Source organism: Shewanella sp. DAU305, from assembly GCF_026802235.1.
Classification (GTDB): Bacteria; Pseudomonadota; Gammaproteobacteria; order Enterobacterales; family Shewanellaceae; genus Shewanella; species Shewanella baltica.
Genome location: NZ_CP113808.1, coordinates 702,912 through 727,501, shown reverse-complemented (window position 1 = coordinate 727,501; position 24,590 = coordinate 702,912). Strand labels below are relative to the sequence as shown.

The following is a 24,590-nucleotide window of genomic DNA, read 5'->3' as shown; positions in this document are numbered from 1 at the left end:
TGATGAACCTATTTAACTAGGTTTATCTTTTACTCTTTCTTCTATCAAGCAAATCTGTGTGAACACTCAACAAACATTAAGTTAGTCGTATAGGTAAGGAGGTGATCCAGCCCCAGGTTCCCCTAGGGCTACCTTGTTACGACTTCACCCCAGTCATGAACCACAAAGTGGTGAGCGCCCCCCCGAAGGTTAAGCTACCCACTTCTTTTGCAGCCCACTCCCATGGTGTGACGGGCGGTGTGTACAAGGCCCGGGAACGTATTCACCGTGGCATTCTGATCCACGATTACTAGCGATTCCGACTTCATGGAGTCGAGTTGCAGACTCCAATCCGGACTACGACGAGCTTTGTGAGATTAGCTCCACCTCGCGGCTTTGCAACCCTCTGTACTCGCCATTGTAGCACGTGTGTAGCCCTACTCGTAAGGGCCATGATGACTTGACGTCGTCCCCACCTTCCTCCGGTTTATCACCGGCAGTCTCCCTAGAGTTCCCACCATTACGTGCTGGCAAATAAGGATAGGGGTTGCGCTCGTTGCGGGACTTAACCCAACATTTCACAACACGAGCTGACGACAGCCATGCAGCACCTGTCTCAGAGTTCCCGAAGGCACTAAGCTATCTCTAGCGAATTCTCTGGATGTCAAGAGTAGGTAAGGTTCTTCGCGTTGCATCGAATTAAACCACATGCTCCACCGCTTGTGCGGGCCCCCGTCAATTCATTTGAGTTTTAACCTTGCGGCCGTACTCCCCAGGCGGTCTACTTAATGCGTTAGCTTGAGAGCCCAGTGTTCAAGACACCAAACTCCGAGTAGACATCGTTTACGGCGTGGACTACCAGGGTATCTAATCCTGTTTGCTCCCCACGCTTTCGTGCCTGAGCGTCAGTCTTTGTCCAGGGGGCCGCCTTCGCCACCGGTATTCCTCCAGATCTCTACGCATTTCACCGCTACACCTGGAATTCTACCCCCCTCTACAAGACTCTAGTTCGCCAGTTCGAAATGCAATTCCCAGGTTGAGCCCGGGGCTTTCACATCTCGCTTAACAAACCGCCTGCGCACGCTTTACGCCCAGTAATTCCGATTAACGCTCGGACCCTCCGTATTACCGCGGCTGCTGGCACGGAGTTAGCCGGTCCTTCTTCTGTAGGTAACGTCACAGCAACAGCGTATTAAGCTGCTACCTTTCCTCCCTACTGAAAGTGCTTTACAACCCGAAGGCCTTCTTCACACACGCGGCATGGCTGCATCAGGGTTTCCCCCATTGTGCAATATTCCCCACTGCTGCCTCCCGTAGGAGTCTGGGCCGTGTCTCAGTCCCAGTGTGGCTGATCATCCTCTCAGAACAGCTAGGGATCGTCGCCTTGGTGAGCCATTACCTCACCAACTAGCTAATCCCACCTAGGTTCATCCAATCGCGGAAGGCCCGAAGGTCCCCTCCTTTCCCCCGTAGGGCGTATGCGGTATTAGCAGTCGTTTCCAACTGTTATCCCCCTCGACTGGGCAGATCCCTAGGCATTACTCACCCGTCCGCCGCTCGCCGGCAAAGATAGCAAGCTATCTTCCCGCTGCCGCTCGACTTGCATGTGTTAGGCCTGCCGCCAGCGTTCAATCTGAGCCATGATCAAACTCTTCAATTAAAGTTTTGTTGCTTCCGTCTTGCGACTTCAGCGGCTCAATGAATTCTGATTTTTTGTTTCTCGCACTCCTTATAAAATAAGGGCTGAAACAAACTGTACATATTGCTATGAACACTCATTGTTACATTGATTTAAATTTTTGACTGCCAACCCGAAGGTTAAGCAGTTTCGATTAACTCAACACCTGTGAGTGCCCACACAGATTTGCTTGATAAATTGTTAAAGAGCGTTGACCACACACTGAGCTTTCAGCGGGTCAGGGCTGCGTATTCTACGCATTCCCGTTAGTGCGTCAAGTAGTTTTTTCAACTTTCTCAACACTCATCGTTTAGCTTGCTAACCGATGAACTGCTTGGCTTTCTTTGCTTAACTTGCGTTATGCTGTCTGCCGTGTCAGTGGATGCGCATTATAGGGAGATTGAGAAAGTCCGCAAGGGCTTTTTAGCGATCATTGAATCGTACGTCGATATTTTAAACGTTATGACCATTTTTTAGCTTGTAGACCTTATTTATCGGAGATAAGTCAGCTTTTTTATCTAATAATTGATAATTCACGCTCAATATTTCAGCAATGGTCTAGTGTAAAAGTAAATAATTCATTACCATATACTTGCTGTTAACAGTTATTTATCAATTTTCCATTCATCAGAGAGCATTCTTATGCAAAAGTCATTTCTTATTGTTTTGATTGTCGCCATTGTTGGCGCCTTTGTGCTATTTCAGTTTGCACCTACGCTGCCGGCTTATATTGCCTTCGTTGCAGGCGTTATTGTGACTAGCCTTATCTTTAAACTTGTTCCAGAGACTTCATCATCTCATGCTACAGAAGAACAATATGTTGGTCCTACTATGACCTTATATGTAGGTAACCTGCCTTATCGTGTCCATGAAGGTGAAGTAAAAGTATTGTTTGGTGAGTTTGGCCCAGTAAACTCTGTGCGTTTAGTCAGAGATCGTAAGACTGGTCGTCGTAAAGGTTTTGGTTTTGTGGAGATGTCAGAGTCTGGCGCTCAGAAAGCCATGGTTAAACTGAATGACTATAGCTTCCAAGAAAGAACCTTAAAAGTAAGAGAAGCAAAAACACAAGATTCGGAAGCTGCCGACCGTACTGGTACTGACGAGTAGCATTACCGTTTAAACTGTTTTGTTTGACGTTGTAAATTTAGTTGGTTGTGGTGATTCGTTCGATAGTTGAAAAGCCACAATCAATTAATGTTGTTGTTAAACCTTCACTGATTTCCGCTTTAGTATAGAACGCCTGCATTACTGACTGCCCTAATGCTTCTCTCTCATTTGTTACTCTGCGCTGTTCCACAATAAGATTTTGTTGCGTTAAAAGAGTCACGACTCGCTTAGCTATCGCAGCGCCAGAATCCATTAGCGTTACGCCCGCACCGAGCACTTGTTGTAATTCAGCTTGGATCATAGGGAAGTGAGTACAACCCAGTACGAGCACGTCCAATTGCGCGGCAACGACTGGCGCGAGTAAATCTGCCAGTCTGTGCATGTCCATTTCACCTGTCGCTATTTTCTGCTCCGCCATCATGACAAGTTCAGAACAACCAAAAAGTTCGACATGGCAATCATCGGCAAATTGACTGATGAGCTCATGGGTATAATGACGCTTAACTGTGCCTGGTGTGGCCAAGAGTCCAATACGTTTACTCTTAGACATCTGTGCCGCAGGTTTGATAGCGGGTACAACGCCCACAACAGGAATACTGAGGTTTGCACGTAATCCCGGTAGCACAACAGTGCTCGCGGTATTGCAGGCGACAACGACTATCATTGCATTGGTGCGAGCCACAAGATCACATACTAATGCGACACAGCCAGCAATTAATACCTGCTCTTCTAACTCGCCATAGGGCAACCTCGCATTGTCGAAAAGATAACAATAGTCGCTATGGGGCAAACTCTTGCGGATTTCAGCCAATACGGATAGGCCCCCAATCCCAGAATCAAACACTAATATAGGTCGCGACAAGTAAGTCTCCCGTTTCGGTTACAACAAATAGGCTATACAGATTGAACACATTATTACAAAAGTGACTCGATGTTTGATGACTGGATGAATCCAACCAAATACTCATTGAATATCCATAGAATCACACTCAAACGCGCGGATTTTCCCACAGCTTTGCATAAACAGCAAAAGCAAGATGCTGGACATTCGTGTCACCTAGTATAATATTTGCGCCCCAATTTACAGCAACGGTGAATCAAACAATGAACTTAGCAGCAATGGACCCTCAGACTTATGATACGCAGTTAGAACACAAGCGTATCAAGCTAGAACAAGCCTTTGCCCAATTTGAAACACCGAGTGTTGAAGTTTTTGCCTCAGAGCCTGCCAACTACCGTATGCGTGCCGAATTCCGCATGTGGCATGACGGTGACGACTTATACTATTACATGTTCGATAAAGTATTGAATGAGAAAGTGCGATGCGATCAATACTTGCCAGCCAGCGTGCTCATCAATCAAATGATGTCGGCCTTAATCGCCGAACTAAAACCGAATCCTAGTCTAAGACATAAACTGTTCCAAGTGGATTTTTTGTCGACCTTAAGCGGCGAGATCTTAGTGTCCTTGCTTTATCACAGACAGCTTGATGACCAATGGCGCGCCGATGCGACTGCACTAAAAGCCAAGTTAAGCAGCCAGTTTAACGTCAACATCATCGGCCGTGCCCGTAAGCAAAAAATCGATTTAGATAAAGACTTTGTGGTCGAGTCATTACAAGTGAATGATAAAACCTTCTTATATAAGCAAATCGAGAACAGCTTTACTCAACCAAATGCCAAAGTTTCCGTAAAAATGTTGGAGTGGGCTATCGATGCGACTCAGAACAGTCAGGGTGATTTACTAGAACTCTACTGTGGTAATGGCAATTTCTCTATCGCACTGGCGCAAAACTTTAATCGCGTATTGGCCACCGAACTCGCTAAGCCCTCAGTCGATGCGGCGCAATATAATATTGAAGTGAATGGTATTGAGAACCTGCAGATTATCCGCATGTCGGCCGAAGACTTTAGCGATGCCATGGCGAAGAAACGCAGCTTCAGACGTTTAGAAGGTATCGATCTCGACAGCTATGTGTGCAACACCATTTTTGTCGACCCACCACGCGCAGGGATTGATCCTGATACGCTGGCATTAGTACAAGGTTACGAGCGGATCTTATATATTTCCTGCAACCCTGAAACCTTAAAAGACAATCTACAACAACTGAACGAAACCCATAAAGTCACTCGCTTCGCCTTGTTTGATCAGTTCCCTTATACCGAACACATGGAAACAGGTGTTCTACTAGAGCGTCGTTAGTCACCTCAAATGCATTAAGCTCGACTGCATAGCAGTTAAACGTAGCTAGAACTCAAACATAAATTCGCCAAAAATAATGGAGCCTCAGGCTCCATTATTTTTAGCAACTGATGTGCATATCACTCAGATTAGCGGTGCTCAACCTTATGCTGCAAAGCCTCGGCACCTTTGGCGACCATACGCAGTTGCATGACTAATTGATCGGCAAGGATTTTACGATCGGCACGTTTCATATCTAATGCTGAAGCGCCGGCGTTAAATACTAGAGTCACTAAGGCTTCGGCCTGTGCACGGGCTAATAACGGGGTTCGGCCCGCTTTCGCTTCGGTATAGTGAGCCAATTCAGAAATAAAATGTTCAATTTCGCGGGCTACCGCCGCACGGAACGCTGCTGAAGTTCCTGAACGTTCATGCAATAAGATACGGAATACGTTTGGATTAGAATCAAGCACTTCCATAAAAGTATCAACAGAAATACGGATTACACTCCCACCGGCTTCGGCTCGCTGACGACCTTTACGCATCATCTGCCTGAGTGTTAATCCGCCCTCGTCCACCATAGTGAGACCGAGTTCGTTCATATCTTTAAAATGGCGATAAAAAGATGTCGGCGCGATATTGGCTTCCCGAGCAACCTCTCGCAAACTCAGACTTGAGAAACTGCGCTCAGCACTTAGCTGATTAAAGGCCGCATCGACTAAAGCTCGACGAGTTTTCTCTTTTTGCTGTGCTCGAATACCCATTCTTAAATCCGCTAACTGAATGTAATGACGCGATAATACCGCTTTTAGGCATTAAACACAGCCCCATCGTCCTTGACCAAACAATATAGCTAGGCTAAATTAGCTTACAGATGTACGCTCAAAAGCGAATTTTGGAAACCTATAATGAAAAAACCCCCTATCATCTGGCTTAATGTCAGTCTGTTTGCCATCACTTTCCTCAGTGCGGTGATCTTAGTTCCATGGCGCGGTATTGTTCACGGCTATGGCGCCAGTGAATGGATCGCTTTTATTGTCTTAGCCTTTGCCAGTGGTCTGTCGATCACCGCAGGTTATCACAGACTGTGGTCACACAAAGCCTATAAAGCCCATCCGGCTGTGCGTTTCATGTATGCACTCGGTGGCGCTTTAGCATTACAAAACAGTGCATTACACTGGGCATCCGATCACAGAGTGCACCATAAGCACGTCGATGATAACGACAAAGATCCGTACTCAGCCAACATGGGATTCTGGTACAGCCATATCGGTTGGATGCTGCGTGAGTATCAGTCGCAACGCTATCATGATTATCAAAATGTGCGCGATCTGCAAAATGACCGTATCGTTATGTGGCAACACAAACATTACCTCGCACTCGTATTACTGATGAACATTGGACTGCCTGCCCTGCTCGGCTGGTTAAATGGCGACGTGCTGTCTATGTTATTGATGGCGGGTTTACTGCGTTTAGTGGTGGTGCATCACTGCACTTTCTTCATCAACTCTTTAGCGCACGTGTGGGGCAGCCAGCCTTATACCGATAAGAACACCGCCCGCGACAATGGCTTTCTCGCCATGTTGACCTACGGTGAGGGCTACCATAATTTCCATCACATCTTCGAAAATGACTATCGTAATGGCATTAAATGGTGGCACTACGATCCAACTAAATGGTTGATTAAGTCATTATCTTGGTTGGGGTTAGCCAAGGACTTACGTACGAGTCCACAGGAGCGTATCGAGAGCGCACGCTTGCAGATGCAGCTACTGCGGACAAAGAACAAAGTCGTGCACTTACCCAATGCCGATGAAATTATTGAAAAAGTCCAAGCTGAGTATGAATTACTCAAACTTCACTTAATGGATTACTACCAAGCGAAGAAAACCTTGCTTGAGGCCAAGCGTAAACAACTTGTCGATCAGCAGCTATTGCAGCAAGTTGAAGAGCTAAAAGCGCGTTTCTTAGTCCAGCAAAAACATTGGCGAAGCCTAACCGCAACTTATAGCTAAACCACAATTCTGCCCGAAAGTCATACGGCCACCTTGCATGGTGGCCGTATCTGATTATGATGATGCCTTAATCACTTAAATAGGCTGTTGAGATCATGTCAGATTCCCCAGTTACACTCCCAGAATCAATCAAACTAACAGAATATAGTCATGGTGCAGGTTGTGGCTGCAAGATATCCCCTAAAGTGCTCAGCACTATCTTGGCCTCACAGTTACCCGTGTTTACTGATCCTAATCTGCTGGTCGGCAATCAAAGCCGTGACGATGCCGCAGTGTATAAACTCAATGACGACATAGGCATCATCAGCACTACCGATTTTTTCATGCCGATTGTTGACGATCCCTTCACCTTCGGCCGCATCGCTGCGACCAATGCGATCAGTGATATTTATGCCATGGGCGGCACGCCTATCATGGCGATCGCTATTTTAGGCTGGCCAATCAATAAGCTACCTGCAGAAGTCGCACAACAAGTGGTCGATGGCGGCAGACAAGCCTGTATGGAAGCAGGGATCATGCTAGCCGGTGGCCACAGCATAGATGCGCCTGAACCGATTTTTGGGCTCGCAGTGACGGGACAAATTGCGTTAACTGACTTAAAACAGAATGATACTGCTAAAGCGGGCGATCGTTTATATCTCACTAAACCTATCGGCATTGGCATTTTAACCACGGCGCAAAAACAGAAAAAACTCCAAGATCAAGACTGTCACATTGCGGTTAATGCTATGTGTCAGCTGAATACCATAGGCACGACGATTGCCAAAATTAGCGGCGTAAACGCCCTGACCGATGTCACAGGATTTGGACTGGCGGGACACTTACTCGAAATGTGCCAAGGTGCTAAGCTCACGGCAAAACTCAAATTTGATGCGGTGCCGTTACTACCACGCGCCTTAGATTACTTAGCCTTAGGTTGCGTTCCTGGCGGGACTCACCGAAATTACGACAGTTATGGCGAGCATCTCCCCGAGCTCAGCGAGCATCAAAAAGCGATTCTGTGCGATCCGCAAACCAGTGGTGGCCTGTTAGTTGCCGTCTCGGCCGAAGCCGAAGCGGAATTGATTGCCCTTCTCGATGCGCATCACATCGCCCCAATTTGCATTGGGTCACTGGAAGCCCCCACCACTGCAGCGAATGTGGTGTTGTGCTGATGCCAAGCGCTATTGTAGCTGCAGAACAATATCGGGAAATTTTCCTCAATCAACATCCCATCATGGATGTGCGAGCACCCATAGAGTTTACTCGAGGTGCGTTTCCCAACTCGACCAACTTACCCTTGATGCTGGATAGTGAAAGGGAAAAAGTCGGCACTAGTTATAAACAATCAGGTCAGCAAGCCGCGATTGCATTGGGTCATTCACTGGTTAATGGCCCCATCAAGCAACAGAGAATCGAGGCTTGGACAAGCTATGTGAAAGCCAACCCCAACGCCTACCTTTATTGCTTTCGTGGCGGCTTACGCTCGCAACTCACGCAACAATGGCTTAAAGAAGCGGGTGTAGAAGTCCCATATATTCAAGGGGGCTATAAGGCCATGCGCCAATATCTGATTGGCGTGATTGAAGCGGCACCGATTCAGCAACCGTTATTGAGTTTAAGCGGGATGACGGGCTGCGGTAAAACCGATTTCTTATTACAGCGTAAAGAAGCGGTTGATCTTGAAGGGATAGCCAATCATAGAGGCTCTAGCTTTGGGAAGAATATCGACCCACAGCCGACGCAGATTAACTTTGAAAATCAGCTTGCCATTGCCTTGCTACAGCACCAAACGAGCGGTGTTGCCTGTTTACTGCTCGAAGATGAAAGTTTCCTGATTGGGCGTTCGGCGCTGCCGCAGACATTTTACAATGCCATGCAAGCCGCCAATGTCTTAGTGCTAGAAGAGTCAGACGATGCGAGGCTCGAACGCTTACGCAATGAATATGTGCATAAAATGTATAGTGGCTTCTGTGAGCGCCTAGGGCCAGAAGCGGGTTTTGCGGCATTTAGCGACTATCTATTGCAAAGTTTAGTGAGTATTCGTAAACGTTTAGGCGGGAAACAACATCAAGAACTGCAAGATTTGATGCAACAAGCACTCGATCAGCAAATCAACCAGAATGACACTTCGCTGCACTTAGTTTGGATAAACCTGTTATTACATAAGTATTACGACCCTATGTACCTATACCAATTAGATAAAAAGTCGGAACGGGTGCTCTTTAAAGGTTCGCACCAAGCCATGCATGAGTGGCTGGATAGCTATCAGACACGATAAATCGCCACCCTAAAATAAGATAACCGCGAACATTTGCTTCGCGGTTATCACTTCACGTTACTTCATACTGCCATAACGGATTTAAGACTTACCCAGCAGGCTCGCCACTTGGACTCTCAAAGAATCCTTATTCGCAAGCTTGCCATCGACGGCATCCGTTAAATCTACTGACACCCTTGACCAAAAACGCTTGGGCATTTTAGCTAAGGCATGCCCGCCCTTGTGGCTAAAGTAAGAGCCCCATAATCCGTGTAATGCCATTGGAATAACAGGCACAGGATCTCTGGCTAAGATCTTATCGATTCCGGGACGAAAATCGCCAAGTTCACCGTCAGGTGTGAGTCGCCCTTCAGGGAAAATGCACACCAACTCACCATTGGCGAGCGCCGCATGAATTGCCTCGAAGGCACGATTATAGGTCTCTTCACTTTGCTTAGGCGAACAAATAGGGATCACCCCAGCGTGGCGGAACACATACTTCAGCAGAGGAATTTCGCTAATGGATTTATCCATCACAAAGCGGATCGGCCGTGTCGAGGCTCCCATAATAATCAATGCATCCACATAACTCACATGGTTACAGACTATGATGCCAGCCCCTTCCTTCGGAATTTTTTCACGGCCAGTTACAGTCACGCGATACATAACATGGCTAAGTAAGTAACTGATAAATCGCTGAGTAAATTCTGGCACTTGCGAATAAACATAAAGGGCGACCACAAAATTCATTACGGCAAGCAGCAGAAATAACTGCGGAATCGTCCAACCCGCTACGCCCAGCAACAACATAGATAACAGCGCCGAAGCCACCATAAACAGAGAGTTCATAATGTTATTGGCAGCAATCGCCTGAGCACATTCACCCCTAGCCGAACGCGATTGAATAAAGGCGTATAAGGGGACGATGAACAGCCCGCCGCTAACGCCGATCATAAAGAAATCTAGCATCACCCGATAATGTTGCGACTCGGCAATAAAGGCTTTTAATCCATAGACAAAACCAGCATCCACTGGCGTAGGTGGAATAGCCCAAAGCAAATCGACACCAAAGATAGTTAACCCCAATACCCCAAATGGCAGCAAACCGAGTTCCACATGACCGTAGGAAAAACGTTCACAGACGAAGGAGCCAACGGCAATCCCGATGGAAAACATGCCCAACAATAACGACACCACAGTCGCGCCTGAATGCAGATGCAGCTTGGCAAAGTTAGGGAATTGAGTCAGATAGGTCGCGCCTAAAAACCAAAACCAACTGATAGCGAGGATCGCCATCCAGATTGAAGGTGTTTGACGCGCTTTTTTAATACTGCGCCAAGTACCAGAAAGTGGGCGAAACTGAATCTTTTGTACTGTCCCCTGCGGGGGCAAAGCCGGAATAGCCCGACTTGATAGATATCCCGCCAAGGCCAATACGGCGACGGTAATGGCAGCCCAAAGTGTACCGTTGACTTCAGAAACTAAGATCCCCGCACTTAACGTGCCGACCAGAATAGAGAGAAAAGTGCCCATTTCAACCCAAGCATTGCCTGTGACTAACTCGTCCTCTTTCAACGCTTGGGGTAACAAGGAATATTTGACCGGGCCGAAATAAGCCGACTGACTACCTGTTAAAAATAACAGTAATAACATCATCATATAGTTCTCGCTCACTATCGCGATAGCGGCGCAGGACATGATAATAACTTCGAGTAATTTCAATCGACGGATAAGTTTGGCCTTATCCATATTATCGGCAACCACACCTGCGTGGGCCGAAAACAGGAAAAACGGCAGGATGAACACCCCAGCGGCTAAATTCACAAACATATCGACGCTTATGGGTAAATCTTTGACTTGGCTGAAGGTCACTAACAGCAGCAACACATTTTTATAGATATTGTCATTCAAGGCGCCGAGGCACTGAGTCGCAAAATAAGGTAAAAAACGTTTTGTTAGCAACATGATAGTTCCCTCTGGTAACCCATTCCTTGTAGATAAGCCTGCACATGGCTCTCGAGTAAATCCCGCAGTGATAACGATTCAGCAAAGAGCTTATTATCGAGGGACAAAGCAGTTAACCCATGAATCCCCCCCCACAACACACGGCTCATACTGAGATGCTGCTCCGGTGTCGCCTCTGGGAAGAGCTGCGCTAACTCACGTTCAATCAGTGTGAATAACCCTGCAATCAATTGTCCTTGTGATTGCGGCAGCGGCTCAGAATCGAGTAATTGCAACTCAAAAACCAGTTTGAAAGCTTGGCGCTGTTCATGGGCGAATTGACTATACTCCCACGCCATTGCAATGATTTTACGCAAACTGTCAACCGCGCAAACACCCGCTAATCTGTCATGTAAAGCCCTAAGCGTTGACTCAGAAACGGCCAGTAGCAAATAGTTATAACTGCCGAAAATATTGATCAAGGTACTAGGGACATAGCCAATTTGGCTGGCCACTTTGCGCAAGCTCAGCCCGACAACACCTTGCTCGGTCAGTAACTCAGTTGCCGCTTGTATTGCCATCACGCGAATTTCATCATGGCTGTGTTCTTTTCGTCTAGCCATAGCTCTCACTCCCTATTGGATAGCAAGAGACTAACAGCAGTCAAAATAAAAAACAACGTTCAAAATAAGTTTGTTTTACGTACAGCTGCGGATAAATAGTGAAGGATATCATTGAAGATGATAGATAAAGATAGACACTCGAAATCGATGCACTCAGTAAAACTGAACTATATATGTGGGATTACACCACACAAAATAACATAAAAAACGGCGCGCTCAGTCAGCACGCCGTCCATTATTTTGGTTTAAAAATCATTCTTAATTCAAAGATGTTTTTAATTAAAAGTGGCCATGGAATTTAAGGCCTGCGATAAGTCATCACCACTCTATCTGCACCAGCGCCAAAATAATCGGCCTCAAAAGCAGAATCAACGAAACCTAAATGCTGATATAAGCCATGGGCAGGATTACTCGGGTCAACCGTTAGACACACACGTTCAACAGAGACGGGTAACTCAGCTAAACACTGCTGCATCAAACGTTTGCCTAATCCCTTTCCACGAGCATCTTCACTTACTGCAACAGATAAAATCCACCTACAAGTAGGATCGCCACTCTGGGCACAGAGCAAATAACCTTGCAGAAGATTATCTTCATCCACCGCCACTAAAAATTGCTCTGGCCAGCAATCAAATCCCTGACGGAAGAAAAAATCGGGATAACTATGCCCACCAAAAATGGCTTGCTCAAGCTGATAAACCGCTAATAACTCAGACTTTAATACCGGACGTATAGACTGCATTCGAAAATCATTCGCCTATTAAAATCTTATCCCACTCTAAGTTGGGTGCGCCCACTACGATAAAGTTAGGGTTTTCTAACGTCTCGCGCTCATTGTAGGTTAACGGTTGTAGCTCAGTATCCATCAGCTGTCCACCCGCTTCCTCGACTATGATTTGCGCCGCTCCCGTATCCCACTCGCCCGTTGGGCCAACTCGCACATAACAATCGGCTCGACCTTCGGCGACAAGACAACTCTTTAACGCTGCGCCGCCCATCACCACGAGCTCGCAATGTTTAGGGTGGTTGAACAAGGTCAATACAGATTGAGGATCCTGACGGCGACTCACGGCCAATCTTAGGGAGACCTTTTCACGGTGCTCGATTTGGCGACTGCTGATCCGCACTTCCTGTTTGTCCGTGCGTTTGTATGCCCCTAAACCTGCAATCGCGTAATAACACACTTGCGTCATAGGCACATACACCACGCCCATCACGGGACGATTGTGCTCCACCAGTGCAATAATCACCGAAAAATCACCACTGCCGGCAATAAACTCACCCGTGCCATCGAGTGGATCGACCAACCAATAGCGCTTCCAAGACTCACGCACGCTCAGCGGAATGTCGGCAGCCTCTTCAGATAACACAGGAATATCAGGCGTTAAAGCAGTTAATCGGTCACAAATGATCTTGTTCGCCGCTAAATCTGCGGAAGTGACAGGGGTATTGTCAGACTTCATTTCTCGCTCAAAATTACCTTTGAGATAAATGTCACGGATAGTTATCCCGGCATCGGTCGCAATCGCAATAACTTCGTCGATCAACTCTTCTGGCTTCATAACAACTCCAATCGCAAAGTTCGCGAATGTTTTGCAAGCGTTCCAGCTTTGAACGCTTAAAAGGAAAAAGATTATTTAAGGTATATACCCAAGCTACCTGAATACACGAGTTTCAGTGCGTTAAATGCCCGCTAAACCCTGCATCTTCTGACTGTTTAGGTATAAATATTTTTGCGCTAAAAACAACGCACTCACACTACGGGATTCGGAAAAATCGACATCATTGAGCAAGGCCTCCCAATCGGCGAGCGCCCAAGGCACCACATCAATGGGCTCTGGCTCATCACCTTCAAGGCGACTCTCATACAGATCTTCTGCAAGAAAAATTTGCATCTTACTGGAGAAATACCCCGGCGCTAGGCTAAGTTCTTTCAATAGTGTGAGCTTATTCGCCCCAAAGCCAATTTCTTCCTGCAATTCACGGTTAGCGGCTTCGATTGGCGATTCACCAGGGTCGATAAGACCTTTAGGAAAACCGAGCTCGTAATTATCTGTTCCGGCAGCATATTCGCGCGCCAGTAGCATTTGCCCTTGATGAATAGGCACTATCATCACAGCGCCACGGCTGCCGCCTTTCATACGCTCGTATTGGCGTTCGACACCATTTGAGAACTTAAGATGCACTTGCTCAATTTGAAATAATCGGCTTTTCGCGACAACTTCGGTATGCAATATTTCCGGCTTATTCTGCCGCTGCGACATAACTGCCTCTGGATAAAAAGCGATAAATTAAATAAGGTAAGTGACAATCTTACTATCCTGTCTTTAATCTACAACCTGAATTTATTGCATACACCTAAAGACAAGCTGTAAATTCTTTGCGAGATACATCACAAACCAAGCTCAGCCTAAGTGAACTGCATCAAAGTATGCCTAAAAAATTCTGCAGTTTATAAATAGTAAAAAGGGGCCAAGCCCCTTTTTGTTATTCATTTACGTTTAGAATTGATAACGTAAATTGAGCTGATAACTGAGGAAGTCATTCGGCTCAATATCCACATATTGATACCCCAAGCCAACTGACCAAGCGTCACTCACTTGATAGCTAAACCGCACACCGGCATACCAATCAGTGCCATCGAGTTCTGTGGTTAAACGGCTATTGCCCATAGTGCTACTGATATCCGCTTGCCATCTAAACAATCCGATAGGCACTTCAAACCGCCAAGCATCATGCTGCAGTAAGGTAAAACGCAATCCCAGCATCACGCCATCGGCCAATACGGGGGTCACGGCTTTTACCTGCTCATGGTATTGCGCCGGAGTCAGACTCGCGCCTTCAATCCGCGCGCTCCCATTACCAAAGTCGGCATAGCCTAATTCGATTGCTACCATGGGAGTCCATTGATAACCCACACTTAAGCCAAACGCGGTATCTTTGTCATCAACCGATGTCACTACGCCAGCTGCAGTCTGTGGCTGTAAATCTTGTCTGCTGCTATCAACCTGAGCTTGCCCGACAAAGCCCTCGACATACCAGTTATCAGCTGCATTCGCTTGATTCACTGTGCCTGCGAGCACCAGAGCCCCCAAGACCGCTTTATGTAATTCACGGCGGCGGATTAAACCCGCCGTAATAATCAATCCTAATGCCCACAAGGACATGCTACCTCCTCCCGATTTGTTATCAATCACCACTTCTTGATAGGCCTTAACGGTAATGAACACTTGCCCTGTTGCTTCACCGCCCAACCCATCGCTAATCCGATAACTCACAGTATCAACACCATCGAATCCCGCTTTAGGGATATAACGCAGCTTGTTCGACTCCACTGACACAGCCCCTTGCTGCGCGGTAGCGCTGACTAAAGTTAAAAAATTACCGTCTGGATCACTGTCGTTACTCAGCACATCGAGTAGCAAGCTCGTTCTATCGTCGGTTGCGGCGCTGTCGTTGACTGTCGTTGGCGCGGTATTGCCACTCACTACCACAGTCAACTCAGTACTCGCAGTGCCACCTTTACCATCAGTAATGCTATACACCAGCACATCCGTACCGATGAAATCGGTTGCTGGCGTGTAACTTAGCTGCTGATTAGCCAAGATGACGGCGGTGCCGAACTCGCTGGTCACTTGCGTGACCGTCAGCGTATCACCATCGCTATCGGTATCATTGGCGAGCACATCAATATCGAGACTCTGATTCCAAGGTAAAGAGGCGGCATCTGGATTAGCCACTGGTAAATGGTTGCCATTGAGTATCACGGACACGCCACTTGGATCGACGATAGTACGGTTAGCGACGCCATCGTCATCGTTTGGACCGCCATCCTCTAGGGTTAACTGCACACACCAATGACCTTCAGTTAATCCCGCCGTCCAACGACTGTCTCCTGGTGGAGGACAGAAACCACGCTCACCTTCACTACTAGCAACACTGTTGCGCGCATCAATCACAAAATCTTTCCAACCATTTTGTGCTTGATACTTACGATAAACCGCATTCGCAGGGATCGGTGAGCGCTGTGGCATCACTAGACTGTAACTCTGTCCTTGTTGTGGTAATCCCGTCGCAATGAAGTCAAAAATACCGCCGACATTGGCCGCGATGCTGTCTTCAGGCACCAAAGTAGGTAACAGTTGCATGCCCGTTTGTCCTTGTCTGAGAGCAATATCGCCTAAACGCAAACATACCCCAGCCTGACCCTCAGCCAAGAAGTACACAGGTTGCAATTCACCTTCAGGCATAATGTTACAGTCGTTGACCGCATCCAAATAATCAGGAATACCGTCACCATCCGTATCGGTAAAGCCTTCTTGAACATCAGGGATCAAATCACCGTCCGTGTCTGCGCCAGTCAATACAGGTAAGCTTGAACGCACCACAATGTAGACTTTCTCTGTGGTAGACAGCGCTGGCAAACCATTATCAGTGACAGTCACACTCACAGGATAAATGCCCGGCAGGACAGAGACTGGAGAGAAGAACATACCCGCATCATCAGATTGTAAGTTCAGCGAACCGCTTGCCCATGTTGACGCTAGGCTGTCCTGCATATTGGCATCACTGATATCAGCATTAATACGAACATCACCGCCATTTTGCGCCACGATGAATTGGTGCGCTCCCGCTTGGGTAACATCCAACGTCACCTTAGGCGCAATATTCGCTTCAGTGATGAGCACCTGAGTTTGCTGCTTACTGCCCAAGTTCAAGCTAGGGTCTAGACTAATCAGCACATCCTCATCCCCTTCGACCTCACCATCTTCAAAGGTTCTAAAGCGGATCTCAGCTTGTTGACCCGATGTCACCTCGACCACCCCATCAACCAAATCATGATCACTGCTACCTGCAGAGCCTGAAACGGTATAAAGCACAGAAAGTGGATATACGGGTGCGACGCCATTAAGGTGCACACTCACCACTACCTCATTGCCCTCACCCACAAGCTGATCTTTACTCAAGGAGATCAGTGGATGTACTTTCACTTTTTGAGCCTTGATTGCCTTATTACCATCGCGATCTACAGCTTGCCAGTAAGCTAAGTAGCTGCCTGGTGCAAAGAACAGACTCTTATTCACCAGAGAAACTGGCAATGGATGACCATTACGATCGACCGCTTTCGCGAAACCAAGTTTAACGCGAGTAAATAGGCCCGTCGCATTCACATCAACATCGTCTGGCAAAGTGATCACTGGCTGATTTTCCGACTCCGCGCCTTCAATCAATACATTCACTTTGGCACTTGCACGCCCCTTGTTACCATCACTGATGGTGTAGCGAAGCGCCACAGGCCCGACATACGCTTCAGGCGCAGTAAAGCTCAAGCCCTCACTGGTGATTTGCACACTGCCGATATCCGCAGCCGCACCATCAATCGTTAAGGTATCACCATCGACATCAACATCGTTCGCGAGCACCGCAAGCGCATAAATATCGTTGGCGGTACTTGTTAATGTGTAGTCGTCATCAACCGCCTGCGGATCATCATTCACTGGCGTGACGTTAATCGTGACAGTTGCAGGCTCTGAACTCAGCTCGGCATCCTTAGCAATAAAGCTAAACACGTCTGTTCCATTGAAATCCTTCTCAGGGGTATATAACCAAACAGTGCCATGTTGCTCTAAGGTGCCGGATTCTGGCTGACTCACCACTTCATAGGTGAGCGGATCATTATCCACATCCTCTGCCGCAAGGGTGATCGTCACCGAACCATCTTCCTCTAACGTCACAGTTGAACTTGTCGCTACAGGTGCATCATTGACGTTGGTCACGGTAATGCTAAAGGACTGGTCAGCCGTTAAGCCATCCGTGTCCGTCACCCGCAGTAACACAGGGTGCGCGCCCACATCGGCATTGCCTGGCGTGCCACTTAACACGCCTGAAGTCGTATTGAAGCTCAACCAACTCGGTTTGGTCACCGCGCTGAATGTCAGCACATCACCCACATCGGTATCACTCGCCGCAAAGGTGTAGCTGTACGCGGCATCTTGAGTGGCGGTAGTGATGGCCGTTGAACTGATAGTCGGCGCATCGTTGACGTTAATGACAGTGATGCTGAAGCTTTGCTCTGCCGTTAAGCCGTCGGTGTCTGTCACTCGCAATGTCACGGGGTGCGCGCCCACATCGGCATTGCCTGGCGTGCCACTTAACACGCCAGTAGCAGCATTGAAGCTCAACCAACTTGGTTTGGTCACCGCGCTGAATGTCAGTACATCGCCCACATCAGTATCCGTAGCCGCAAAGGTGTAGCTGTACGCCGCATCTTGAGTAGCAGCAGTGATGGCCGTTGAACTGATGGTCGGCGCATCGTTGACGTTGGTCACGGTAATGCTGAAGGACTGGTCAGCGGTTAAGCCGTCCGTGTCCGTCACTCGCAGCAACACGACATGGCTGCCCACATCCGCATTGCCTGGTGTGCCACTTAACAATCCAGTGGCAGCATTGAAGCTCAACCAACTCGGTTTAGTCACCGCGCTGAATGTCAGTACATCGCCCACATCAGTATCCGCAGCCGCAAAGGTGTAGCTGTACGCCGCATCTTGAGTAGCAGCAGTGATGGCCGTTGAACTGATGGTCGGTGCGTCATTGACGTTGGTCACCGTGATGCTGAAACTTTGGTCAGCGGTTAAGCCATCCGTGTCCGTCACCCGCAGTAACACGACATGGCTGCCCACATCCGCATTGCCTGGCGTGCCACTTAACAATCCAGTGGCAGCATTGAAGCTCAACCAACTCGGTTTAGTCACCGCGCTGAATGTCAGTACATCGCCCACATCAGTATCCGCAGCCGCAAAGGTGTAGCTGTACGCGGCATCTTGAGTGGCGGTAGTGATGGCCGTTGAACTGATAGTCGGTGCGTCATTGACGTTGGTCACAGTGATGCTGAAGCTTTGCTCTGCCGTTAAGCCGTCGGTGTCTGTCACTCGCAATGTCACGGGGTGCGCGCCCACATCGGCATTGCCTGGCGTGCCACTTAACACGCCAGTAGCAGCATTGAAGCTCAACCAACTTGGTTTGGTCACCGCGCTGAATGTCAGTACATCGCCCACATCAGTATCCGTAGCCGCAAAGGTGTAGCTGTACGCCGCATCTTGAGTAGCAGCAGTGATGGCCGTTGAACTGATGGTCGGCGCATCGTTGACGTTGGTCACGGTAATGCTGAAGGACTGGTCAGCGGTTAAGCCGTCCGTGTCCGTCACTCGCAGCAACACGACATGGCTGCCCACATCCGCATTGCCTGGTGTGCCACTTAACAATCCAGTGGCAGCATTGAAGCTCAACCAACTCGGTTTAGTCACCGCGCTGAATGTCAGTACATCGCCCACATCAGTATCCGCAGCCGCAAAGGTGTAGCTGTACGCCGCATCTTGAGTAGCAGCAGTGATGGCCGTTGAACTGATGGTCGGTGCGTCATTGACGTTGGTCACCGTGATGCTGAAACTTTGGTCAGCGGTTAAGCCATCCGTGTCCGTCACCCGCAGTAACACGACATGGCTGCCCACATCCGCATTGCCTGGTGTGCCACTTAACAATCCAGTGGCAGCATTGAAGCTCAACCAACTCGGTTTAGTCACCGCGCTGAATGTCAGTACATCGCCCACATCAGTATCCGCAGCCGCAAAGGTGTAGCTGTACGCCGCATCTTGAGTAGCAGCAGTGATGGCCGTTGAACTGATGGTCGGTGCGTCATTGACGTTGGTCACCGTGATGCTGAAACTTTGGTCAGCGGTTAAGCCATCCGTGTCCGTCACCCGCAGTAACACGACATGGCTGCCCACATCCGCATTGCCTGGCGTGCCACTTAACAATCCAGTGGCAGCATTGAAGCTCAACCAACTCGGTTTAGTCACCGCGCTGAATGTCAGTACATCGCCCACATCAGTATCTGCAGCCGCAAAGGTGTAGCTGTACGCCGCATCTTGAGTAGCAGCAGTGATGGCCGTTGAACTGATGGTCGGCGCATCGTTGACGTTGGTCACTGTGATGCTGAAGGACTGGTCAGCGGTTAAACCGTCCGTGTCCGTCACTCGCAGCAACACGACATGGCTGCCCACATCCGCATTGCCTGGCGTGCCACTTAACAATCCAGTGGCAGCATTGAAGCTCAACCAACTTGGTTTAGTCACCGCGCTGAATGTCAGTACATCGCCCACATCAGTATCCGCAGCCGCAAAGGTGTAGCTGTACGCCGCATCTTGAGTAGCAGCAGTGATGGCCGTTGAACTGATGGTCGGCGCATCGTTGACGTTGGTCACTGTGATGCTGAAGGACTGGTCAGCGGTTAAACCGTCCGTGTCCGTCACCCGCAGTAACACGACATGGCTGCCCACATCCGCATTGCCTGGCGTGCCACTTAACAATCCAGTGGCAGCATTGAAGTTCAACCAGCTCGGTTTGGTCACGGCGCTTAAGGTTAAGGTGTCGCCCACATCGGTATCCGCGGCCGCGAAGGTGTAGCTGTACGCCGCATCTTGAGTAGCAGCAGTGATGGCCGTTGAACTGATGGTCGGCGCATCATTGACGTTGGTCACTGTGATGCTAAAGGACTGGTCAGCGGTTAAGCCATCTGTGTCCGTCACTCGCAGTGTCACGGGGTGTGCGCCCACATCGGCATTGCTTGGTGTGCCACTTAACAATCCAGTGGCAGCATTGAAGCTCAACCAGCTCGGTTTGGTTACCGCGCTTAAGGTTAATGTGTCGCCCACATCAGTATCACTCGCCGCAAAGGTGTAGCTGTATGCCGCATCCTGAGTGGCTGCAGTGATGGCCGTTGAACTAATCGTCGGCGCATCGTTGACGTTCACTACACTTAAATTAAATGCGGGTAAACTCGCAGACAAAGCACCATCAGAAACACTGATAATAATCCCGTTAGTTACACCAACATCTTGATTAGAGGGAGTACCTGACAGCGTTCCTGTTGTTGTGTTAAATGTCGCCCATGCAGGTTTATTAGCAATACTAAAGCTAAGTACATCTCCCACAGAGTCAGACGCTGTAGGCGTAAACTGATACGACACATCTTGATTAACACTTAAGGTCGGCGTACCACTAATGACTGGGGCGCCATTTGGCGTTACCGAGTTACTCGCCACTGACGCACTACTGCTGCCAATCGCGTTCGTTGCTACGACACTAAAGGTATAAGGACTACCGTTTGCAAGCCCAGTTACTGTAATAGGGGAAGCTGCCCCCGAAGCGTTGAAACCACCTGGGCTTGAGGTCACTGTGTACCCCGTGATTGACGAACCACCATTGAATATCGGAGCGGTAAAACTCACACTCGCTTGGCTATCAGCTGCACTAGCCGTTCCTATGGTTGGCACGCCAGGAACGACAGCATTCACAGTGAATGAGCGACTTACCTGAGTCGCAGCTAAGTAACTACCATCTCCCGCTTGATTCGCATCAATGGTACACGTGCCAGTGCTACCGAACGTTAAGGCGCCACCAGCGGTAATAGTACAAACTCCTGTAGTAGATGATTTAAAAGTCACTGTTAAGCCAGAGCTTGCTGACGCAATGAGCATCGGTGCGGTACCAAAACTTTGAGCACCAGGGTCTGCAAAAGTAATGGTTTGTATCGCTTTAGGCGTGGTAGAGCTAGTTGCAGTAGAAGCGACTCCCGTCCCCACCGAGTTAGTAGCCGTGACGGTAAATGTATATGCTACACCATTAGTAAGACCAGTTACTGTCAGCGGTGAGCTAGCACTCGCCCCAGTGAAGCCACCAGGATTTGACGTTGCTGTATAACCAGTAATAGCTGCACCACCGGTAAAGATTGGCGCACTAAAGGTCACACTGGCTTGAGTATCGCCAGCAGTCGCACTCGCTGCAGTTGGCGCACCCGGTACAACCGCACTGATACTAAATGAGCGGCTGACAGTCGTCGCTGCCAAATAGCTGCTATCGCCCGCTTGATCGGCATTGATAGTGCAAGTACCCACAGAAACGAAGTTTAATAACCCGCCAGAAGAAATAGTACACACTCCTGTGGTTGATGAAGTAAAGGTCGGGGTTAATCCTGAGTCTGATGTCGCCGTCAAGGTTGGCGAGGTACCAAAATTCTGCGCCCCTGGGTCGGCGAAGGTAATTGTCTGCGGTGATGCCGGTGTGACTGAATTAGATGCTGCTGATGCAGCTCCTGTACCCGTCGAGTTAGTCGCGGTAACAGTGAAGGTATAAGCCACTCCATTGGTTAATCCTATCACCGAAATGGGTGAACCCACGCCCGTACCGGTAAAACCACTGGGGTTGGACGTAACTGTATAGCTAGTAACTGCAGCACCACCATTACTTGCGGACGCAGTAAAGTTAACCGATGCCTGGGCATTCCCTGCCGTTGCGGTGCCAATCGTTGGGGCACTTGGCACTACGGCATTCACCATAAAGGTTTGACTTACAGTGCTTGCAGCATTGGTACTCGCGTTACCACTCTGATCTGTATCGATAGTACAGGAGCCTGTTGACAAAAAGGTCAGGGTTCCACTGCTCGTAATCGTACAAACTGCTGGTGTCGATGAACTGAAACTGACAATTAACGATGAATCTGATGTTGCAGTTAACGTCGGACTAGTGCCGAAATTTTGCGCCCCCGGATTAGCAAAAGTAATTGTCTGGTTAACTTTGGGTATCACTGAATTTGAAGCACCTGATGCAGAGCTTGTTCCAATGGTGTTAGTTGCCGTCACAGTAAAGGTGTAAGCCGTACCATTTGTTAGGCCAGTTACCGTTATCGGAGAAGTTGTAAATCCATTACCACCAGCACTAATGCCATCAGGGTTAGATGTTACTGTATAACCCGTTATGGCAGCGCCACCATTATTTGCAGGTGCGCTAAAAGCCACAGAGGCTTGCCCAATACCTGCCGTTGCAGCGCCAATAGTAGGAGCATATGGGGCTGTCGGGATAGCCACAGTATGAGTTGAGCCGCTGGTATAGGCTGCAGGGCCAGCGTTACCCGCTGCATCGCTGATATTGGTCGATGCATTCAGGTTGAGTTTGATGGTGCCATTACCCGTAATACCGCTCACTATCACATTCACGCTGGAGCCTGAACTCGCGGAGACGCTGACTATAGTGCCAGTCGCGCCACCGCTAGTGTCAAGAGCGAAGTCATCGATAGAAATGTTGTTGACTGATTCGCTGAAGTTAACGGTGAAATCAACACTGGTATCTGTTGATACTGCACCACCCGAAGGTGCGGTGCTCGTCACAGAGGGCACAATGCCGTCCACTACCAGCACTTTATTATTGCCCAGTGAATTAGCTGCACCAGGGGACGCCAATGTGAGGGTCGCATTGTTAGTAGCGGCATCGCGGATGGTTCCGCTATTCAATGCCAAGGAGTTAGTGGCGGCATAATCTAGGTCACTGGACGTATCGCCGGACTGAATGGTGTAATTGAATGTCAGCGCACTGGAACCACTACCACTTGCGTAGTCAATCGTTCTATCCGTTGTACCCGTATCCAGCGTTAGTTGAGGGGTACCAGTGACGCTCACCACTTCGCTAAAGTTAACTTGGATACTAATGATATCGCCCAGTTTGTAAGTGCCGTCCGCGGTGCTGGCATTAACAGATGAAACCGTCGGGGCCACGCCATCGATAATGATATTTCTATTCGCACCCAAAGAGTTTGCGGTACCGGGAGAAGGCAAGGTCAAGGTGGCGTTGTTACTTGCCGCGTCGCGAATAGTGCCACTATTTAGCATCAATGAATTGGTAGCAACATAATCTAAATCGGCCGAAGTATCGCCAGACTGAACGGTGTAATTGAATGTTAACGTACTGGAGTTACTACCACTGGTGTAGTTAATGGTGCGATCAGTGCTGCCTGTTTCAAGTGTGAGTTGAGGTGTACCAGTCACCAATACTGCTTCATCAAAATTAACCTCTACACTAATAACATCCCCGACTTTGTAAGTACCGTTTGCAGTGCTGGCTGTGATAGAGCTTACCGCAGGGGCAACAGAATCGGTAACAAATGCACCCGTTGCGTTATACCCGATACCGCTGCTAGTACCTGTTAACATGGAGGAATTAGTCTGGCTATCGTTGACTGTAGTACCGCTGGCTTCATTCAGCTTCCAATAACCCAGCAGGCCGGATTCATTGCCTACCAACTCGATACTGCGGTTATTTTGAATCTGCACTTGCGTGCGCGCACTACTCCACATACGTATATCATCGATACTACCGACGAAATCATCTACCGCTACGTGGTTCTGCAACCCAAACACAAGATTGGTCACTCCAAATCCCGTATAATTAGGAACGCTACTACGGGCGCCTTGATCTAAAACGTTTATTCCCTGTCCGACGCCATCAACATAAAAATCCCAAGTTCCATTATCAAATACAACTGCAATGTGATACCAGGTTCCTGCGCTTAACGACAACACATTACTTTCTGTCAGGTTATGAAAATCCTGCTCAAGATCGACAGTTAGTATACCTGAGTTCAATATGAGGCCACCGGCATCGGCACCGCCAGTGAAATCCACTAAATTGATGGTCCCACTGACGTTAGTAAATTTGGCCCAAAACTCCAGTGTAAATGTTGTTCGATTAGATAGTGCAGATCCCGCATTTGTCAGCGTTACGGTATCGCCAGTTGTAAAGTCAAAAGAACGGTTTTGTGCACTAGCATGGAGGGAGGTCATCGCAAAAAAACTGCCTACAATGAACATTTTCAAATAAGAATGACAGAATCTAGTCATAATATGCTTAAAAGCATGAATCATTTTGTAAGCATGTTGCAGCATGACACATCCCCTAAATTAGCTTATTTTCAATACAAGTAGCGCAATCCTTGC

The 24,590-nt window shown here is 48.4% G+C and carries 13 protein-coding genes and 1 rRNA gene; 5 read left to right on the top strand and 9 right to left on the bottom strand.

Going from position 1 to position 24,590, the window contains the following annotated elements; genetic code table 11:
• Positions 1-94: 94 nt before the first annotated feature.
• Positions 95-1,639: ribosomal RNA gene (locus OX890_RS03085) — 16S ribosomal RNA — on the bottom strand.
• Positions 1,640-2,299: 660 nt separating this feature from the next.
• Here OX890_RS03085 and OX890_RS03080 point away from each other — a divergent pair.
• Entirely contained in the window at positions 2,300-2,764 is a 465-nt protein-coding gene (locus tag OX890_RS03080; RefSeq protein WP_006083618.1) for an RNA-binding protein, read from the top strand.
• Between the two features lie 37 nt (positions 2,765-2,801).
• On the opposite strand, the gene murI is transcribed toward OX890_RS03080, so the two are convergent.
• Positions 2,802-3,626 carry a glutamate racemase gene (murI, locus tag OX890_RS03075; protein ID WP_126490941.1) on the bottom strand — a complete coding sequence of 275 codons (825 nt, stop codon included), beginning with the start codon at positions 3,624-3,626 and terminating at the stop codon, positions 2,802-2,804.
• A gap of 242 nt (positions 3,627-3,868) precedes the next feature.
• Here murI and trmA point away from each other — a divergent pair, with 242 nt between their 5' ends.
• The gene (gene trmA / locus OX890_RS03070) at positions 3,869-4,966 is read left to right on the top strand and encodes a tRNA (uridine(54)-C5)-methyltransferase TrmA (RefSeq protein WP_126490940.1); all 1,098 of its coding nucleotides are present in this window, start codon (positions 3,869-3,871) and stop codon (positions 4,964-4,966) included.
• Between the two features lie 128 nt (positions 4,967-5,094).
• On the opposite strand, the gene fabR is transcribed toward trmA, so the two are convergent.
• Positions 5,095-5,709, bottom strand: coding sequence for an HTH-type transcriptional repressor FabR (fabR, locus tag OX890_RS03065; protein ID WP_006083621.1), 615 nt, complete (start codon positions 5,707-5,709; stop codon positions 5,095-5,097).
• A 144-nt stretch (positions 5,710-5,853) separates the two neighbouring features.
• On the opposite strand from fabR, the gene OX890_RS03060 reads away from it, so the two are divergent.
• The 3 genes from OX890_RS03060 to mnmH all read left to right on the top strand — a co-directional run bounded on the left by OX890_RS03060 (position 5,854) and on the right by mnmH (position 9,220).
• On the top strand, positions 5,854-6,960 hold the full coding sequence (locus OX890_RS03060) for an acyl-CoA desaturase (protein ID WP_063884298.1): 1,107 nt from the start codon (positions 5,854-5,856) through the stop codon (positions 6,958-6,960).
• Positions 6,961-7,055: 95 nt separating this feature from the next.
• A complete protein-coding gene (selD, locus tag OX890_RS03055; RefSeq protein WP_126490939.1) occupies positions 7,056-8,114 on the top strand; it encodes a selenide, water dikinase SelD in 1,059 nt (352 codons plus the stop codon).
• Complete coding sequence (gene mnmH, locus OX890_RS03050) at positions 8,114-9,220, top strand: tRNA 2-selenouridine(34) synthase MnmH (protein WP_126490938.1); 1,107 nt, start codon at positions 8,114-8,116, stop codon at positions 9,218-9,220. The genes selD and mnmH overlap by 1 nt, the downstream gene beginning before the upstream one ends.
• Positions 9,221-9,301: 81 nt before the next feature.
• On the opposite strand, the gene OX890_RS03045 is transcribed toward mnmH, so the two are convergent.
• The 6 genes from OX890_RS03045 to OX890_RS03020 form a co-directional block, all read right to left on the bottom strand.
• Positions 9,302-11,164, bottom strand: a complete 1,863-nt coding sequence (locus tag OX890_RS03045; RefSeq protein WP_126490937.1) for an MFS transporter — start codon at positions 11,162-11,164, stop codon at positions 9,302-9,304.
• A complete protein-coding gene (locus tag OX890_RS03040; RefSeq protein WP_126490936.1) occupies positions 11,155-11,766 on the bottom strand; it encodes a TetR/AcrR family transcriptional regulator in 612 nt (203 codons plus the stop codon). The genes OX890_RS03045 and OX890_RS03040 overlap by 10 nt, the downstream gene beginning before the upstream one ends.
• A 298-nt stretch (positions 11,767-12,064) precedes the next feature.
• A complete protein-coding gene (locus OX890_RS03035) occupies positions 12,065-12,508 on the bottom strand; it encodes a GNAT family N-acetyltransferase (protein ID WP_126490935.1) in 444 nt (147 codons plus the stop codon).
• Positions 12,509-12,515: 7 nt separating this feature from the next.
• Entirely contained in the window at positions 12,516-13,328 is an 813-nt protein-coding gene (gene cysQ / locus OX890_RS03030; RefSeq protein ID WP_006083628.1) for a 3'(2'),5'-bisphosphate nucleotidase CysQ, read from the bottom strand.
• 120 nt (positions 13,329-13,448) lie between these two features.
• The gene (nudE, locus tag OX890_RS03025) at positions 13,449-14,030 is read right to left on the bottom strand and encodes an ADP compounds hydrolase NudE (protein WP_126490934.1); all 582 of its coding nucleotides are present in this window, start codon (positions 14,028-14,030) and stop codon (positions 13,449-13,451) included.
• A gap of 237 nt (positions 14,031-14,267) precedes the next feature.
• Positions 14,268-24,539 (bottom strand): putative Ig domain-containing protein, encoded by a 10,272-nt coding sequence (locus OX890_RS03020; RefSeq protein WP_268650087.1) that lies wholly within the window; start codon positions 24,537-24,539, stop codon positions 14,268-14,270.
• Between the last annotated feature and the right edge of the window lie 51 nt (positions 24,540-24,590).